Origin of the sequence: Rahnella sp. NRRL B-41462 (assembly GCF_003263525.1) — a bacterium.
Lineage (GTDB): Bacteria > Pseudomonadota > Gammaproteobacteria > Enterobacterales > Enterobacteriaceae > Rahnella > Rahnella aceris.
The window spans coordinates 1-17233 of record NZ_JYDF01000095.1; the positions used below are offsets into that span (position 1 = coordinate 1).

Genomic DNA, 17233 nt, shown 5'->3' on the forward strand with positions numbered 1-17233 from the left:
AATTTGGAGCGGGAAACGAGACTCGAACTCGCGACCCCGACCTTGGCAAGGTCGTGCTCTACCAACTGAGCTATTCCCGCTCTGCGCACTCAACGAAATTCTTCATCGGTACGGGGTGCGCATTATACGAGAAATCCTTTTAGCCGCAAGCCCCTGAAAGCAAAAAAATGAATTTTTCGTTCAAGTGTCGATTAAAACATCAAAGAGATGAATTAATCAGCGAAACACGGTGATTTCGTGCTCCGCAGCGCAATAAAAAAGATTTCAGTTATTCTGGAGATTAATAAAATGTTCGCGGTAGTAGGCTAATTCAGCGACGGATTCACGGATATCATCCAGGGCCTGATGGGTATTTTGCTTTTTAAAACCGGCCAGCACTTCCGGCTTCCAGCGACGCGCCAGTTCTTTCAGCGTGCTGACATCCAGGTAACGGTAATGGAAATACTCTTCCAGCTCCGGCATATACTTAAACAGGAAACGTCGGTCCTGCCCGACGCTGTTGCCGCAAATCGGCGATTTCCCCGCCGGAACCCACTCGCGCAGGAACTCGATAGTTTTTTGCTGGGCTGCATTGTCATCAAACGGGCTGGCTTTGACGCGATCCACCAGACCGCTGCCGGTGTGCGTACGCACATTCCAGTCATCCATCAGCGCCAGCTGAGCATCAGACTGATGCACCGCCATCACCGGCCCTTCGGCCAGAATGTTCAGATGCGCGTCCGTCACCAGCGTGGCAATCTCAATAATGCGGTCACGTTCAGGATCCAGACCGGTCATTTCCAGGTCGATCCAAATTAAGTTCGAGTCATTTGCAGCCATGATGTGTCCTGTTACAAAGTAGAGAGTTGACGGAGATCTCCGTCATTCGGGCAATTACTATAAAATAGCTGGTATCATAGTCGTTTTGGTCGCACCGAGCGATTAAAGCCAGTCAAGTGAGGCGCAGTGACTAAGTCAAAACTGTCTAAAGGGCAACAACGTCGCGTTCAGACTAACCATCAGCGTCGTCTGACACAGACCGACAAACGAAAAGAGCTGGACGATTCTCTGCATGGCGAACCGCAGGACGGCGTTGTCATCAGCCGTTTCGGGATGCATGCGGACGTTGAAGCGGCCGACGGCAGCCAGCACCGTTGCAATATCCGCCGTACCATCCGTTCTCTGGTCACCGGTGACCGCGTTGTATGGCGCGCCGGGGAAAATACCAGTGTGAAAGGTATCGTCGAGGCGGTCCACGAACGAACTTCCGTTCTGACACGCCCTGATTTCTATGATGGCGTCAAACCCATTGCCGCAAACATTGACCAGATCGTCATTGTCTCCGCCATTCTGCCGGAGCTGTCGCTCAATATTATTGACCGTTATCTGGTAGCGTGCGAAACCGTTGAAGTTGAGCCGCTGATTGTGCTCAATAAAATCGATCTGCTCGACGACGAAGGCCGTAAATTCGTTCAGGGCATGATGGATATCTACCGCAATATCAATTATCGCGTACTCGAAGTGTCGAGCCAGACCGGCGAAGGCATGCCTGCGTTTGAAAAGGCGCTGACTGACCGCATCAGTATTTTTGCCGGCCAGTCAGGCGTAGGCAAATCCAGCCTGCTGAACGCCCTGCTGCCACCGGATGAAAAACAAATTCTGGTGAATGAAGTCTCTGATAACTCAGGCCTGGGTCAGCACACCACCACCGCAGCGCGTCTGTATCACTTCCAGCATGGCGGCGACGTCATCGACTCCCCGGGCGTGCGTGAATTCGGCTTATGGCACCTTGCGCCAGAGCAAATCACCCAGGGCTTTGTCGAATTCCGTCCTTTCCTTGGCTACTGCAAATTCCGTGACTGCAAACACGGCAGCGATCCGGGCTGTGCAATCCGTGACGCCGTAGACCGGGGTGAAATAGCCGAAGAACGTTTCGACAACTACCACCGCATTCTGGAAAGCATGGAAGACGTAAAAACACGTAAAAACTTCGACACGCTGTAATGCTAATTAATTGAATTAACATGTTAATGGCAAACGGGTGAGGTTAACGGAAGTTGAACCGTTGATTTCACCCCGTTACAATCCTCCGCCATACAACACTGCGTGACCCTGAACTGATTTCAGGGTCTCCTGCAAAATGACCGGTAACGCCGGTCATTCATACCATCCAAGAGGTTTTCCCCGTGCTGGACAGTATCAAAATCAAACTGCAATACTTACTTCCTAAACAAGGACTGACCCGTCTTGCTGGCTGGGGCGCGGACAAACGTGCGGCCACGCTGACCCATTGGGTGATCAAAGCGTTTGCGCGTTTTTATAACGTCGACATGAAAGAAGCGCAAAACCCGGATCTCAAATCTTACACCACATTTAACGAATTCTTCGTGCGTCCGCTGCGCGATGGCGCACGTCCGGTCGTCAGCGGTCTGGATATGCTTTGCCTGCCAGCCGACGGCGCAGTTAGCCAGTTAGGGGCAATTACCGATGGCAAGCTGTTCCAGGCTAAAGGTCATTTCTACAGTTTAGAAGCGCTGCTGGCGGGTAACTATCTGCTGGCTGAGCAGTTCAAAGACGGCCAGTTCGCCACCATTTATCTGGCACCACGGGATTATCACCGCGTGCATATGCCGTGTGACGGCGTGCTGCGCGAAATGATTTATGTGCCGGGTGATTTGTTCTCCGTCAACCCGCTGACCGCCGCGAATGTGCCAAATCTGTTCGCCCGTAACGAACGCGTCATCTGCGTCTTTGATACTGAATTCGGGCCGATGGTGCAGATTCTGGTCGGCGCAACGATTGTCGGCAGCATTGAAACCGTCTGGGCCGGCGGTGTCACACCACCACGCGAAGGCATTATCAAACGCTGGACCTATCCGGCGGCGGGCGAAGAAGGTGCCATCGCGCTGGAAAAAGGTCAGGAAATGGGCCGTTTCAAACTGGGTTCTACGGTGATCAACCTGTTTGCCGCTAAACAAATTCGCTTCATGCCGAATCTGAGCAATGGCACCGTGACCCGCATGGGCGAACCGTTCGCTGAAGCGCTGCGCGCAGCGGCACCCGCAACAACTGACGCGCAAGCACCAGCAACAGAAGTACCTGTAGCAACAGAAACACCTGCTGGTGTGGCAACGGCTGAACCACAAGTCCCGAAAGATTATTAAGTTCGCCCTGAACAGACGAAAAGAACTGAGAAAAAGGATGTGACCGAGTGCGCCTGATCCCCGCCCTGCTGATGAGTTTACTGCTGTCCCTGCCATTGATGGCGGGTGCAGCCCCGACTGAAGATCAGCTCAAACAGGAGCTGAAACAGGCGGAAGCCAACAAAGAAATGGCCAATCAGACGCAGGTGGTTGAGGCGCTGCAAAGCGCACTCAACTGGCTGAATGAAGCCAGTGTTTCAGCCGGGCGCACGGCGGAATATCAAAAGGTCATTGATGATTTTCCAAAACTGACGCAGGCCCTGCGCCAGGAATTGCGAAATCAGCCTGACAAGCCACCCGCGCTGGATAACAGCATCTCAGCCGCTCAGCTCGAGCAGCAAATTCTGCAAGTCAGCAGCCAGCAACTGGAAGAAACCCGCCAGTTACGTCAGGAGCAGGATCGTTCCCGTGACATCAGCGACTCACTAAGTCTGATCCCGCAACAGCAATCCGAAGCCCGCAACGCGCTGAGCGACATCGATCAGCGCATACAGGCGGCGACAGCGGCGGCCACCTCCTCACCCCTGGCGCAGGCGCAACTCAGCGCGCTTCAGGCCGAATCCGCAGCGCGCAAAGCGAAGGTGGATGAACTGGAACTGGCTCAGCTTTCTGCCAATAACCGGCAGGAATTGTCGCGGATGCGCACCGATCTCTACAAAAAGCGCGCCGATTTTCTTGATCAGCAATTACAGGTTTTACGCAACACGCTGAATAATCAACGTCAGCAGGAAGCCGAACAGGCGCTGGAAAAAACCGAGCTGCTGGCCGAACAGAGTGGCGAGTTGCCACACTCGATCAGTCAGCAGTTACAGGCAAACCGCGAGTTGTCGCTGGCGCTGAATCAGCAGGCGCAGCGGATGGACCTGATTTCCTCTCAACAACGTCAGGCCGCTGCACAGACTCAGCAGGTACGTCAGGCGATTAATACCATTCGCGAACAGGCGCAGTGGCTTGGCGCGTCTAATTTACTTGGCGAAACGCTGAGGGCGCAGGTTGCGCGTCTGCCGGATATGCCAAAACCGCAACAGCTTGACCGCGATATGGGCCAGTTGCGCGTTCAGCGTCTGCACTATGAAGATTTGCTGGATAAGCAGGCTATTTACCGCCAGGCGCGGCAGGACGATGGCAAACCGCTCACCACAGATCAGCAAAAAATTCTGGATGCGCAGCTGCGGACGCAACGTGATTTGCTCAATTCCCTGCTCTCGGGTTGCGATACCCAAATTCTTGAACTGACCAAGCTGAAAGTGGCAAACAGCCAACTGGTGGAGGCGCTGAATGACGTACATGACGCCGCCCACCGTTATCTGTTCTGGGTGGCAGACGTCAGCGCCATCGGCATTTCTTACCCGGTGCAGGTCGCGCATGACCTGAAACGGCTGGTCTCGCTGGATTCGCTCAGCCAGCTTGGCGGCGCGTCGATGATGATGGTCACCAGCAAAGAAACACTGTTGCCGCTGTTTGGCGCACTGATTCTGGTGATTATCAGCATCAGTTCCCGCAAGCACTATTATGCATTTCTGGAACGTGCCAACAGTAAAGTCGGCAAAGTCACGCAGGATCATTTCTCGCTGACCCTGCGTACCGTGTTCTGGTCAATTCTGGTGGCGATGCCGTTACCTGTGCTGTGGGCCGCGCTGGGATTCGGGCTGCAAAGTGCCTGGCCGTATCCGATTGCGGTGGCGATCGGCGATGGCGTCACCGCGACGTTGCCAATCCTGTGGGCGTTTATGGTCAGCGCCGCGCTGGCACATCCTCAGGGATTGTTTGTGGCACACTTCGGCTGGCCGCAGCGTGCGGTGTCAAGGGCACTGCGCTATTACGCGCTGTCGATCTGGGTGCTGGTGCCGCTCATTATGGCGCTGATTACCTTCGATAATCTCAACGATCGCGAGTTCTCTAATACGCTGGGGCGTCTGTGCTTCGTGATTCTGTGTCTGGTGGTCGCACTGGTCACCAATAGTCTGAAACGCGCGGGCATTCCGCTGTATCACGATAAAAAAGGCAACAGCGAAAACATCATTAACAAGACGCTGTGGTGGATGCTGCTGGGCGCACCGATTGTCGCTGCGCTGGCTTCACTGATGGGCTACCTCGCGACCTCACAGGCGCTGCTGGCCCGCCTGGAAACCTCGGTCGCCATCTGGTTCGTGTTGCTGGTGATTTATCACATTATCCGCCGCTGGATGCTGATTCAGCGACGTCGTATCGCCTTCGAACGCGCCAAGCAGCGCCGTGCGGAAATGCTGAATCAACGCGCCCGTGGTGAGGAAGATGGCCATCAGATCAGCACCAGCAATGAAGGCACGGTCGAGATTGAGGAACCGGTGGTGGATCTGGATGCCATCTCTGCCCAGTCGCTGCGGCTGGTGCGTTCTCTGCTGACGTTGATCGCGCTGATCTCGGTGATCTTCCTGTGGTCTGAAATCCACTCGGCCTTCTCTTTCCTGGAAAATATTCATCTCTGGCAGGTTGCGTCTACAGTTCAGGGCGTGGAAAGCATGCAGCCGATCACCCTCGGATCGGTGCTGATCGCCATTCTGGTGCTGATTATCACCACGCAACTGGTGCGTAATCTGCCCGCGTTGCTGGAACTGGCGCTGCTGCAACACCTGGATCTGACGCCGGGTACCGGCTATGCCGTACTGACCGTCACCAAATACGTATTGCTGCTGATTGGCGGCCTGACCGGTTTCTCGCTGATCGGGATCGAGTGGGCAAAACTGCAATGGCTGGTGGCGGCACTCGGTGTCGGTCTCGGCTTCGGTTTGCAGGAGATCTTCGCTAACTTTATTTCCGGCCTGATTATCCTGTTTGAAAAACCGATCCGTATCGGCGATACCGTAACGATCCGCAACCTGACCGGCAGTATCACCAGGATCAACACCCGTGCCACGACGATCGCTGACTGGGACCGCAAGGAGATTATCGTGCCGAACAAGGCCTTTATCACCGAGCAGTTCATCAACTGGTCGCTGTCGGATTCCGTCACGCGTGTGGTGCTAACCGTGCCTGCACCGTCGGAAGCCAACAGTGAAGAAGTGACAGAAATTCTGCTCAACGCTGCGCATCGCTGTTCGCTGGTGCTTGATATGCCTGCGCCGGAAGCCTATCTGGTGGATCTCCAGCAGGGGATTCAGATTTTCGAGCTGCGTATGCATGCCGCTGAAATGGCGCACCGTATGCCGCTTCGCCATGAAATTCACCAACTGATCCTGTCTGGATTCCGCGAGCACGGCATTACACTGCCATTCCCGCCATTCCAGGTGCGTATGGAAACACTGCACCGCGCGCAAAATGGCAATAACGCGACCTTTACCAGCAGCAGCGGAAGTGGCCGCAGCGGAAACAGTTCGCGCTCACCGGGCGATTTGTAAGAGAAAAGAGAACAGCAAAAGGGCAGATTCTTCTGCCCTTTTTTAAGCACATTGGCTGATGGAGTTTACAGATCCGCGATTAGCGCTGCAGCAGCGTTGCGGTGCAAAGAGATCAGCGATTTGATATCCATGCCGACAATTTCACCGTCAGTCACCCGCCATTTCCCGCCGATCATCACCCGATCGGCTTTTTCCGCACCACACAATAGCAGCGCGGCAATCGGATCATGACTGCCGCTGAAACGTAATTCATCGAGTTTAAACAGCGCCAGATCAGCCTGTTTGCCCACGGCAATCTGCCCGATATCATCGCGACCGATAAGCTTCGCCGAACCGCGCGTCGCCCAGCCCAGCACTCGCTCCGGCGTGACATATTCCGCCCCGTATTTCAGACGTTGCAGATACAGCGCCTGTCGCGCTTCATACATCAGGTTTGATGCGTCATTCGACGCCGAACCGTCAACGCCCAGACCAATCGGCACGCCAGCGGCCTCCAGATCCCGCGTCGGGCACATACCGGAAGCCAGCCGCATATTCGACACCGGACAATGACAGATACCGGTGCCCGCCGCGCCCAGACGGCGGATTTCGTCGTCGTTAAAGTGAATACCGTGTGCCAGCCATGTCCGGTCACTCAGCCAGCCAACGCTTTCCAGATAATCGACTGTACGCAGACCAAACATTTTCAGGCAAAACTGTTCTTCATCCAGCGTTTCCGCCAGATGGGTATGCAGCCGGACATCTTCCCGCTGCGCCAGTTTCGCGCTCTCACGCATAATCTCAGTGGTGACCGAAAACGGCGAACAGGGCGCCAGCGCAATCTGCATCCACGCGCCCTCAACGCGCTGATGATAGCGGTTAATCAGACGCTGGCTGTCCTGCAAAATCACCTCGCCCGATTGCACTGTTTGCTCCGGCGGCAGACCGCCCTGTTCTTCACCGAGACTCATCGAGCCGCGCGTCAGCAATGCACGCATGCCCAGCTCACGGACGACGTCCACCTGCACATCGATCGCCTCCTCCATGCCCTGCGGGAAAAGATAATGATGGTCAGTGGTGGTAGTGCAACCGGAGAGCAACAGTTCAGCCATTGCGACGCGGCTTGCCAGGCCCAGCGCCTCCGGCCCTAAACGCGCCCAGACGGGATAAAGTTTTTTCAGCCACGGGAATAACGGCACGTTGACCACGGGCGCCCAGGCCCGGGTCAGCGTCTGATAAAAATGATGATGAGTGTTAATCAGCCCCGGCAGCAGTACAGACTCGGAGGCATCATAAATATGATCTACCGGCTGCGAAGGTGGCTGACCCGCGGTCAGCAACTCAGCAATTTTCTGCCCTTCAGTGACGATGCCGCCACGGGCATCCAGTGAATTGGCGGTAAAAACCGCCAGCGGATTTTTGATCCACGTGCGTTGCTCTGACATGTCTGACTTCCTTTTTAAGGTCACATTAAATTCAAAAAGTGAGTCAGCTCAGTTATGCCCTGTCTGCTGATCCAGGGGCGCAACGCGCAGAATTTCAGTGAACCTTGATCTCCTCCGCGACCACGCTGGTGCGTTCTGCAGGCATCAGTAAATTGAGCAGAATAGCGATAACGCCACCGCTGGTCACGGCATGCCCGAAAATATTACCGACGATGGGCGGGAACTGACCAAGCACATCTGGCACGGCTTCAATGCCCAGACCGATGCCAAAGGCGATGGCAATTATCAGCATTTCACGACGTCCGACCGGCGACTGCGTCATGATTCGGATACCCGCCGCGACCACGCTGCCAAACATCACCAGCGTTGCGCCACCCAGCACCGGCGCAGGAATTTGCTGCAACACTTCGCCGATAAACGGAAACAGGCCTAGCACCAGTAATACCGCGCCAATATACATGCCGACAAAACGGCTGGCGACGCCGGTCATCTGGATCACGCCATTGTTCTGTGCAAATGTTGTGTTAGGAAATGACGAGAAGGCTGCGGCGATAAGGCAACTGATACCGTCAGCCAGAATCCCGCCCTGCAGACGTTTACGGAAGCTTTCTCCTTCAATCGGTTGCTGCGACAACATGCAGTTAGCGGTCAGATCACCCACCGCTTCCAGGATGCTGATAAACGATACCAGCGCGATCGGCACAAAAATAATCCAGTCAAACTTAAAACCAAAACGGAACAGTTGCGGCAATGCAAACCAGTCGCCCTGCAAAGGTTTCACCGTCAGATGGCCGGTCAGCGCAGCGGCGATACAGCCGACAACAATGCCTAAAACTATTGATGAAAGGCGCAGCCAGCGCACGTCGATGCGGTTGCAGGCGACAATCACCAGCAGCGTCAGTGCCCCCAGCCCGAGGTTAGCCGGTGCGCCGAAATTCGCGGCACCATGGCCGCCCGCCCAGTCGGTAATGCTGACTTTAATCAGGCTGATGCCAATCAGCGCGATTACGGTGCCGCTGACCAGCGGTGTAAACACGCGGCGCATCTGCCCGATAAACCGGCTAACCAGCAGCGGGATAAACGCCGCCACAAAGTTCACCCCAAAAATCATCGCCATGATGTCTTCAGGAGAGCCACCGCGGCTTTTCACCAACATACCGCCGGAGAGGATCACCCCCAGAAACGCAAAACTGGTACCTTGCAAACAAATCATCCCCGCGCCCACCGACATAAACCGGCGCGCCTGAATAAATGTCCCGATGCCGGAAGCCAGCAAAGACATGCTGATCAGATAAGGCAAGTAGGCATTCAGCCCGAGAACCGAGCCGATAATCAGCGGCGGCGTGATAATTCCGACCACGCTTGCCAGCACGTGCTGGATGGCGGTGAAAAATGCCGGTGCCGGTGCAATGCGCTCTTCCAGTCCATAAAGAAGTTCTTTGTCGTTGGATTCTGACATAACGAGTTTTCCGGATAATAAGTGATGATCCGGTAATGCATAAATCAGGCCAGCAGCAAAAAATTTAGCTTAACTCAGGCAGAAGACCCTGTTTATGGCGCTTGGCGAGAAAGGGCCAGCACTGAAACTTTAAAATCAGCGCTGCGTCATTTAGGTACTTTTGTTTCAGTAAAAGTGCAGTTTTGGGTTTATTGCACAATGAAGGGGCAAAAAAGGGAAATCGTGGAAGGAAGCCCTGACCTTGGGAACAGGGCTTAAGCACTCATCAGGCGCGTGTCACCGGGAAGGCCAGGACATCACTCAGGCTGGCAGCACCCAGCGCAATCATAATCAGGCGGTCAACACCCAGCGCCACACCTGAACACTCCGGCATACCGTGTTCTAACGCATCCAGCAGATTGTTATCGACAGGATGCTGCGGCAGGCCGCGTGCCGCGCGTTTGCGGTTATCCTGCTCGAAACGCTGACGCTGCTCACGGCTATCCGTCAGTTCACGGAAACCATTCGCCAGCTCAATGCCTTTGTAATACACCTCGAAACGCTCGGCGACGCGGTGATCTTCCGTACTGATTTCTGCCAGAGCGGCCTGCGTGGCCGGGAAATGATAGACGAATGTTGGTTTGTCGCGACCAATGTGCGGTTCTACACCCATCGTAAACAACAACTGTAGCAGGGTGTCACGGTCTTCTTCGGTATCAGCAATGTTGGATAAATCCAGTTTTGCCGCCGCTTCACGCAGTTCCGTTTTGTCGGCGGATAACGGATCCACACCGAGATGGCGGGTAAACGCCTGCTGATAAGACAGGGTTTCAGCACTATCGCAATCGAGAACCTGCTGGAGTAAATCATCCACTTCATTCATCAGACGGTACATGTCATAACGCGGACGGTACCATTCGAGCATGGTGAATTCCGGATTATGATGACGCCCGGCTTCTTCATTACGGAAACTGCGTCCCATCTGATAAATCGGCCCGCTGCCCGCAGCCAGCAAACGTTTCATGTGATATTCCGGGCTGGTCATCAGATACAACGTCATGCCATCAGCCGCACCCGGCCCGACAAAACGCGTCTCAAACGGCACCAGATGAATGTCGGTCACCGTGGCCTGGCTCATTGCTGGCGTTTCAACTTCCAGTACGCCGCGATCGGCAAAGAAACGTCGAATCTCAGCGAGGATAGCCGCACGCTTCAACAAATTGGCGACGGGAGCACTGGGTTGCCAGCTTGCTGTTTCGCTCATGGTGATTTACTCCGAATTCAGAAAAGTCATGCAGTCTACCTGCATCCCCGCAGGCAAACAAATATCTCATTTTACGAAGCGCAATGCAGAGAAAGCCTAAACCTGCATTCACATCAAATTACCATGACTACCCCTTTGGTATAATAATTCTCTTACAAACAATAAGAATATCAGCCACCGGGACAGCGCCTGTATGTCATCGGGGTTCACTAACTCTTCGATTATGAAGAGCTTTTCGCGGGTGTTTCAAACCCGATCTCATTGATGATAGTGGAGGAATGCAGTGCAAACCTTTAACGCCGACATTGCAATTATAGGTGCAGGTGGGGCGGGTTTACGCGCAGCAATAGCCGCAGCGGAAGCCAATCCCAACCTGAATATCGCGTTGATTTCGAAAGTGTACCCAATGCGCAGCCACACCGTGGCGGCCGAAGGCGGTTCTGCCGCTGTGACGCAAGATCACGACAGCTTTGATTTTCACTTCCAGGATACCGTTTCCGGAGGCGACTGGCTGTGTGAGCAAGACGTGGTGGATCATTTCGTTCATCAATGCCCGACTGAAATGGCCCAGCTTGAACTGTGGGGCTGTCCGTGGAGCCGTAAGGATGACGGTTCCGTCAATGTTCGCCGCTTCGGCGGAATGAAGATCGAACGCACCTGGTTTGCCGCGGATAAAACCGGCTTCCATATGCTGCACACCCTGTTCCAGACCTCGCTGAAATACCCACAAATCAAACGATTCGATGAGCATTTCGTCCTCGATATTCTGGTCGATGAAGGCCAGGTACGCGGCGTCGTCGCCATCAATATGATGGAAGGCACACGCGTGCAAATTCGGGCTAACGCCGTGGTCATGGCGACCGGCGGCGCAGGCCGTGTTTACCGTTACAACACCAACGGCGGTATCGTCACCGGCGATGGCATGGGCATGGCGTTCCGCCATGGCATTCCGTTGCGCGACATGGAGTTCGTGCAATATCACCCGACCGGCCTGCCGGGTTCCGGCATCCTGATGACAGAAGGCTGCCGCGGTGAAGGCGGCATTCTGGTCAACAAAGACGGTTACCGTTATCTGCAGGATTACGGCATGGGGCCGGAAACCCCTCTGGGCGAGCCGAAAAACAAATACATGGAACTCGGCCCGCGTGACAAAGTATCACAAGCGTTCTGGCACGAATGGCGCGCCGGACGCACCATCGAAACGCCGCGTGGCGACGTGGTATATCTGGATTTACGCCATCTCGGCGAGAAAAAACTGCGTGAACGTCTGCCGTTCATCTGCGAACTGGCCAAAGCGTATGTCGGCGTCGATCCGATTACGGACCCGATCCCTGTTCGCCCTACCGCGCACTACACCATGGGCGGCATTGAAACCGATGCACAGTGTGAAACCCGCATCAAAGGTCTGTTTGCGGTCGGCGAATGTTCGTCCGTCGGTCTGCACGGCGCCAACCGTCTCGGCTCAAACTCACTGGCAGAACTGGTGGTGTTCGGGCGTATGGCCGGTGAAAAAGCGGCAGAACGCGCAGTTGAAGCCAAAGACACCGGCAACAGCGCCGCACTCGAAGCGCAGGTGCGTGATATCGAAAACCGTGTTGCCGCGCTGATGGCACAGGAAGGCGACGAAAGCTGGGCCGCCATCCGTGACGAAATGGGTCTGGCGATGGAAGAAGGTTGCGGGATTTATCGCACTACCGAGCTGATGCAAAAAACCATCGATAAACTGGCCGAACTGAAAGAACGCTTCAAACGGGTGAAAATTCAGGATACCTCCAGTGTCTTTAATACCGACCTGCTGTATACCATCGAACTGGGTCATGGCCTGGAAGTAGCAGAATGTATGGCGCATTCCGCCATCAATCGTCGCGAATCACGCGGCGCCCATCAGCGTCTCGATGAAGGCTGTACCGAACGCGATGACGTGAATTTCCTCAAACATACTCTGGCCTTTTATCAGCCAGATTCCGCCCCGCGTCTCGAATATGGCGACGTGAAAATTACCACGCTGCCACCGGCAAAACGCGTGTACGGCGGGGAATCTGAGACTCACGATAAAAAAGATAAGGAGCAATCACGTGGCTAAAATGCGCAGCCTGAAGGTTGAGATCATGCGCTACAACCCGGAAACGGACAGCGCGCCGCATCCGGTGGTGTATGACGTGCCTTTCGATGAAACAACGTCACTGCTCGATGCTCTGGGCTACATCAAAGATCATCTGGCCGCTGACCTTTCCTATCGCTGGTCGTGCCGTATGGCAATCTGCGGCTCGTGCGGCATGATGGTGAATAGGGTGCCGAAGCTGGCGTGCAAAACCTTCCTGCGGGAATATCCGGACGGTATGCAGATTGAGGCGCTGGGGAACTTCCCGGTGGAACGTGATCTGGTGGTCGATATGACCCACTTTATCGAAAGCCTCGAAGCCATCAAACCTTACATTATCGGCAATACCCGCACGGTCGGCGAAGGCCCGGGCAAGCAAACTCCGGCGCAAATGGAGAAATATCACCAGTTCTCCGGCTGTATCAACTGTGGTTTATGTTATGCCGCCTGCCCGCAGTTTGGACTGAATCCTGAATTCATCGGCCCGGCAGCTATCACGCTGGCGCATCGTTACAACCTCGATAACCGTGACCACGGCAAAGCACAACGTATGCCACAGCTCAACAGTCAGAATGGTGTCTGGAGTTGTACGTTCGTCGGTTATTGCTCCGAAGTCTGTCCGAAGCACGTCGACCCTGCCGCCGCCATTCAGCAAGGCAAAGTCGAAAGTTCGAAAGACTTCATGATCGCGAGGCTGAGACCGCAATGAGGGAGGAAAATATGACGACTCAAAGTACGGGCAGCAAACGTAAACCCTACGTGCGTGAGATGAAAGCCAGTTGGTGGAAAAATTTACCGTTCTACCGTTTTTATATGCTGCGTGAGGGCACGGCGGTTCCGGCAGTATGGTTCAGTCTCTTACTGCTGGCAGGGGTTTGCTCGTTACGTAACGGGCCTGAAAGCTGGGCGGGTTTTGTGAATTTTCTGCAAAATCCGGTGGTCTTGCTGATTAACCTGATCGCCCTGCTTGCGGCCCTGTTGCATACCAAAACCTGGTTCGAACTGGCACCGAAAGCCTCCATCCTGGTGCTGAAAGGTAAAAAGATGGGACCTGAACCGGTGATTGCCGGTTTCTGGGGCGTGACGATCGTTGTGACGCTGGTTGTTCTCGTCATCGCACTGTTTCTTTAAGGAGGCGACATGAAAAATACTCTTCCTAAACGTTCAGACGAGCCGGTGTTCTGGGGATTGTTTGGCGCGGGTGGTATGTGGAGCGCAATTTTTGCGCCGGTGATGATTCTGCTGGTGTGCTTCCTGCTGCCGCTGGGCTTTTTCCCCGGCGACGCACTGAGCTATCCACGCGTGCTGGCATTTGCGCAAAGCGGGATCGGGCGTCTGTTCCTGCTGCTGATGATCGTGCTGCCTCTGTGGTGCGGTCTGCACCGGATCCATCACTGCATGCACGACCTGAAGATCCACGTTCCGGCCGGAAAATGGGTGTTCTACGGGCTGGCGACGATCTTAAGTATCGTCACCCTTATCGTGCTGATCCGCCTCTGATCCGCAAAGATCTGACTTTCCAGCGGCCATCTCTCTGGCCGCTGTTTTCATTCTTTATCCGCAGGTTTTCCCTTTTTCTTTTTTGTTACCTACACTTAGAGAACATACTAAGGAAGGAAACTCCATGCGTATCTGGTCAAAACTCAGCGTTATCATCACAGCACTTATGTCAGTCGCGTGCAGCGTAACGCCGCCTGCTGACGTCAAAGTCGTCAATAATTTCGAACTCACCCGCTATCTCGGTACCTGGTATGAAGTCGCCAGACTGGACCATAGTTTTGAAAGCGGACTGGAACGCGTCACCGCCAATTACAGCCTGCGCGATGATGGCGGCGTAAAAGTGATTAATCGCGGGTTTAATCCGCAGAAGAATAAATGGCAGGAAAGTGAGGGCAAAGGTTACTTCACCGGATCACCTGCGCGCGCGGCGCTGAAAGTGTCATTCTTCGGTCCGTTCTATGGCGGTTATAACGTCATAGAACTGGATAAAGATTATCGTTACGCGCTGGTCTGCGGACCGGATAAAAGCTATCTGTGGATCCTGTCCCGTACGCCAACGCTGGATGACAGCGTGAAGCAGCAACTTCTGCAAACGGCGCAGCAGTACGGATTTGATACCAGCAAACTGGTGTGGGTGAAACAGCCTTGATGCTTACACCATAAAACTCGCGCCATAAAAACAACACTGCCTGCATCAACGTGCAGGCAGACATCAGTTTACTTAACGTTATTCGCTCGCTATTGCGCGCTTTTCTGAATGGCTTCCCCACCGGCAGACACATCTTCACCTACGCCACGCGTGGTGTTGCAGGCTGTTAAAGCAGAAGACAAGATAAGAACAGACAAGATAGCGAGGATACTTTTCTTCAGCATATAAATTTCCTTCCTATAAGAGAATGTAAAGTACGACACTTTTAGTGTAGCTAATTTTCTGGATATAGAAGGGAACAGGCAGGATTTTAAGACATTTGGTAAAACGAGGCTGAAGGGATCAGCCTGCTTTGGAAATTGCGCCACCCAGATGCTGGATGTCTTCACCGAAACCATGAACCGTGTTGCAGCCGGATAACGAAGCCAGCAGCATCACTGAAACCACGATAAACATCATCTTCTTCAACATGGTAAACATAATCCCATTCAACAAGTTGGGGCTGGAAAGCTGCGACAGGCATTCACCTGTGGCAGCTTTCATCCGGCGTAATAAGTATTGAGAACTTATTTAACGCGGGAAACGTATTCGCCAGAGCGGGTGTCACAACGGACGATTTCGCCGATCTGCACGAATAATGGCACTTTAACCACAGCGCCGGTGCTCAGGGTCGCTGGCTTACCGCCGGTACCTGCGGTATCACCTTTCAGGCCAGGATCAGTGTCCACAACTTCAGCTTCGATGAAGTTTGGTGGCTGAACAGCGATAGGACGGCCATCCCACAGCGTCACGATACATTCTGCGTTGTCCTGCAGCCATTTAGAGGCGTCAGAAACAGTTTTCTCTTCAACCTGATGCTGTTCGAAAGTCTCAGGGTGCATGAAGTGGTAGAACTCACCGTCGTTGTAGAGGTAGTTCATGTTGGTATCTACAACATCAGCGCCTTCGCATGAGTCAGTAGATTTGAAGGTTTTTTCTACACGGGAACCGGTCAGCAGACGACGCATTTTAACGCGTGCGAAAGCCTGGCCTTTGCCTGGTTTTACGAATTCACTGGATTCGATAGCGTAAGGCTCGCCCTCGAACATGATTTTAAGACCCGGACGGAAATCGTTGCTAGAATAAGTCGCCATGATGGCCCTCTAATTTTAAACTGGTATTAGCCAAAAAAATGGCAAACATTGTAACCCTAAACACGCCATTTAGAGAAGATTGGTTGTATCAACTCGGCGATGTTATCACTGACCCGGATGAACTGCTTACTCTTCTGGCACTTAACGACAATGCAGAACTGCAAAGTGGGCGTGAAGCCCGTCGTTTGTTCCCGCTTCGCGTGCCCCGCGCCTTTGTGGCACGTATGCAGCCGGGCGATCCACAGGATCCTTTATTGCTTCAGGTATTGACCGCACGCGAGGAATTTATTGCCGCGCCGGGCTTTACCACTGACCCGCTTGATGAACAACGCAGCGTTGTTCCGGGTTTGTTGCACAAGTATAGCAATCGCGCCCTGTTACTGGTGAAAGGCGGATGTGCGGTAAATTGCCGCTACTGTTTCCGTCGTCATTTCCCGTACCAGGACAACCAGGGAAATAAGGCTAACTGGGTTCAGGCGCTGGATTATATCCGCACTCGCCCGGAACTCGATGAAATTATTTTCTCCGGTGGTGATCCGCTGATGGCCAAGGATCATGAACTCGACTGGTTGATCGGTGAACTCGAAGAGATCGCGCACATTAAGCGGCTGCGTATTCATACCCGTTTGCCGGTGGTTATCCCTGCACGTATCACGGATGCCTTCTGCCAGCGCCTTGAAAAATCACGTCTTCAGGTGCTGATGGTGACGCATATCAATCACGCCAATGAGATTGATAATGCATTGCGCGCCAGCATGGCGAAGCTGAAAAGCCATGGCGTGACGCTGCTCAATCAGAGCGTGCTGCTGCGGGGCGTTAATGATTCTGCTGATGTGCTGGCGACACTGAGCAACGCGCTGTTTGACGCGGGTATTTTGCCTTACTACATCCACGTGCTGGATAAAGTACAGGGTGCGGCGCATTTCATGGTGAACGACGACGAAGCGCGCGTCATTATGAAAGGGCTGATGAGTAAAGTGTCAGGTTATATGGTACCGAAACTGACCCGTGAAATTGGCGGCGAGCCGAGCAAAACCATTCTGGATCTGCGGCTGAAGCAGTCTTAACACGTTCTTCCAACCCCAAATAATTCAAGTTGCAGGAAGGCGGCAAGTGATGGAGTCCCGATGAGCTTACTCAGGTAAGTGATTCGGGTGACTGAACG

16 protein-coding genes and 1 tRNA gene are annotated in these 17233 nt (G+C 53.9%); 9 read left to right on the plus strand and 8 right to left on the minus strand.

The window, feature by feature from the left end:
• Window positions 1-4: 4 nt before the first annotated feature.
• A tRNA-Gly gene (locus UC14_RS20740) sits at window positions 5-80 on the minus strand.
• 184 nt (window positions 81-264) lie between these two features.
• Window positions 265-819: an oligoribonuclease gene (gene orn, locus UC14_RS20745; RefSeq protein WP_014411558.1), complete on the minus strand. Its 555-nt coding sequence runs from the start codon at window positions 817-819 to the stop codon at window positions 265-267.
• Window positions 820-945: 126 nt separating this feature from the next.
• Here orn and rsgA point away from each other — a divergent pair, with 126 nt between their 5' ends.
• The 3 genes from rsgA to mscM all read left to right on the plus strand — a co-directional run bounded on the left by rsgA (window position 946) and on the right by mscM (window position 6559).
• The gene (rsgA, locus tag UC14_RS20750; protein ID WP_013573755.1) at window positions 946-1983 is read left to right on the plus strand and encodes a small ribosomal subunit biogenesis GTPase RsgA; all 1038 of its coding nucleotides are present in this window, start codon (window positions 946-948) and stop codon (window positions 1981-1983) included.
• 182 nt (window positions 1984-2165) lie between these two features.
• Complete coding sequence (gene asd / locus UC14_RS20755) at window positions 2166-3143, plus strand: archaetidylserine decarboxylase (RefSeq protein WP_112198353.1); 978 nt, start codon at window positions 2166-2168, stop codon at window positions 3141-3143.
• Between the two features lie 47 nt (window positions 3144-3190).
• Window positions 3191-6559, plus strand: coding sequence for a miniconductance mechanosensitive channel MscM (gene mscM, locus UC14_RS20760; protein WP_112198354.1), 3369 nt, complete (start codon window positions 3191-3193; stop codon window positions 6557-6559).
• 65 nt (window positions 6560-6624) lie between these two features.
• Here mscM and UC14_RS20765 read toward each other — a convergent pair whose 3' ends face one another.
• The 3 genes from UC14_RS20765 to epmA all read right to left on the minus strand — a co-directional run bounded on the left by UC14_RS20765 (window position 6625) and on the right by epmA (window position 10685).
• Entirely contained in the window at window positions 6625-7983 is a 1359-nt protein-coding gene (locus tag UC14_RS20765; RefSeq protein WP_112198355.1) for an 8-oxoguanine deaminase, read from the minus strand.
• A 94-nt stretch (window positions 7984-8077) separates the two neighbouring features.
• Entirely contained in the window at window positions 8078-9442 is a 1365-nt protein-coding gene (locus UC14_RS20770; RefSeq protein ID WP_013573751.1) for a uracil-xanthine permease family protein, read from the minus strand.
• Window positions 9443-9707: 265 nt separating this feature from the next.
• Window positions 9708-10685 (minus strand): elongation factor P--(R)-beta-lysine ligase, encoded by a 978-nt coding sequence (gene epmA, locus UC14_RS20775; protein WP_013573750.1) that lies wholly within the window; start codon window positions 10683-10685, stop codon window positions 9708-9710.
• Window positions 10686-10968: 283 nt separating this feature from the next.
• On the opposite strand from epmA, the gene frdA reads away from it, so the two are divergent.
• From frdA to blc, 5 genes are all read left to right on the plus strand, one after another.
• A complete protein-coding gene (gene frdA, locus UC14_RS20780; RefSeq protein ID WP_014411553.1) occupies window positions 10969-12768 on the plus strand; it encodes a fumarate reductase (quinol) flavoprotein subunit in 1800 nt (599 codons plus the stop codon).
• Between the two features lies 1 nt (window position 12769).
• Window positions 12770-13495: a succinate dehydrogenase/fumarate reductase iron-sulfur subunit gene (locus tag UC14_RS20785; RefSeq protein ID WP_153376587.1), complete on the plus strand. Its 726-nt coding sequence runs from the start codon at window positions 12770-12772 to the stop codon at window positions 13493-13495.
• Between the two features lie 11 nt (window positions 13496-13506).
• Window positions 13507-13917, plus strand: a complete 411-nt coding sequence (frdC, locus tag UC14_RS20790; protein ID WP_112198356.1) for a fumarate reductase subunit FrdC — start codon at window positions 13507-13509, stop codon at window positions 13915-13917.
• Between the two features lie 9 nt (window positions 13918-13926).
• Window positions 13927-14286, plus strand: a complete 360-nt coding sequence (gene frdD, locus UC14_RS20795; protein WP_014333645.1) for a fumarate reductase subunit FrdD — start codon at window positions 13927-13929, stop codon at window positions 14284-14286.
• 124 nt (window positions 14287-14410) lie between these two features.
• A complete protein-coding gene (gene blc / locus UC14_RS20800) occupies window positions 14411-14935 on the plus strand; it encodes an outer membrane lipoprotein Blc (RefSeq protein WP_013573745.1) in 525 nt (174 codons plus the stop codon).
• Window positions 14936-15024: 89 nt separating this feature from the next.
• Here the strand turns inward: blc and UC14_RS20805 are convergent, their stop codons facing one another.
• The 3 genes from UC14_RS20805 to efp form a co-directional block, all read right to left on the minus strand.
• Window positions 15025-15159, minus strand: a complete 135-nt coding sequence (locus tag UC14_RS20805; RefSeq protein WP_013573744.1) for an entericidin A/B family lipoprotein — start codon at window positions 15157-15159, stop codon at window positions 15025-15027.
• Window positions 15160-15277: 118 nt separating this feature from the next.
• Complete coding sequence (locus tag UC14_RS20810; protein ID WP_013573743.1) at window positions 15278-15406, minus strand: entericidin A/B family lipoprotein; 129 nt, start codon at window positions 15404-15406, stop codon at window positions 15278-15280.
• A gap of 95 nt (window positions 15407-15501) precedes the next feature.
• Complete coding sequence (efp, locus tag UC14_RS20815; protein ID WP_013573742.1) at window positions 15502-16068, minus strand: elongation factor P; 567 nt, start codon at window positions 16066-16068, stop codon at window positions 15502-15504.
• A 38-nt stretch (window positions 16069-16106) separates the two neighbouring features.
• Between efp and epmB the strand changes: the two genes are divergently transcribed.
• Window positions 16107-17135, plus strand: coding sequence for an EF-P beta-lysylation protein EpmB (gene epmB / locus UC14_RS20820; protein ID WP_112198357.1), 1029 nt, complete (start codon window positions 16107-16109; stop codon window positions 17133-17135).
• The last annotated feature ends 98 nt before the right edge of the window (window positions 17136-17233 follow it).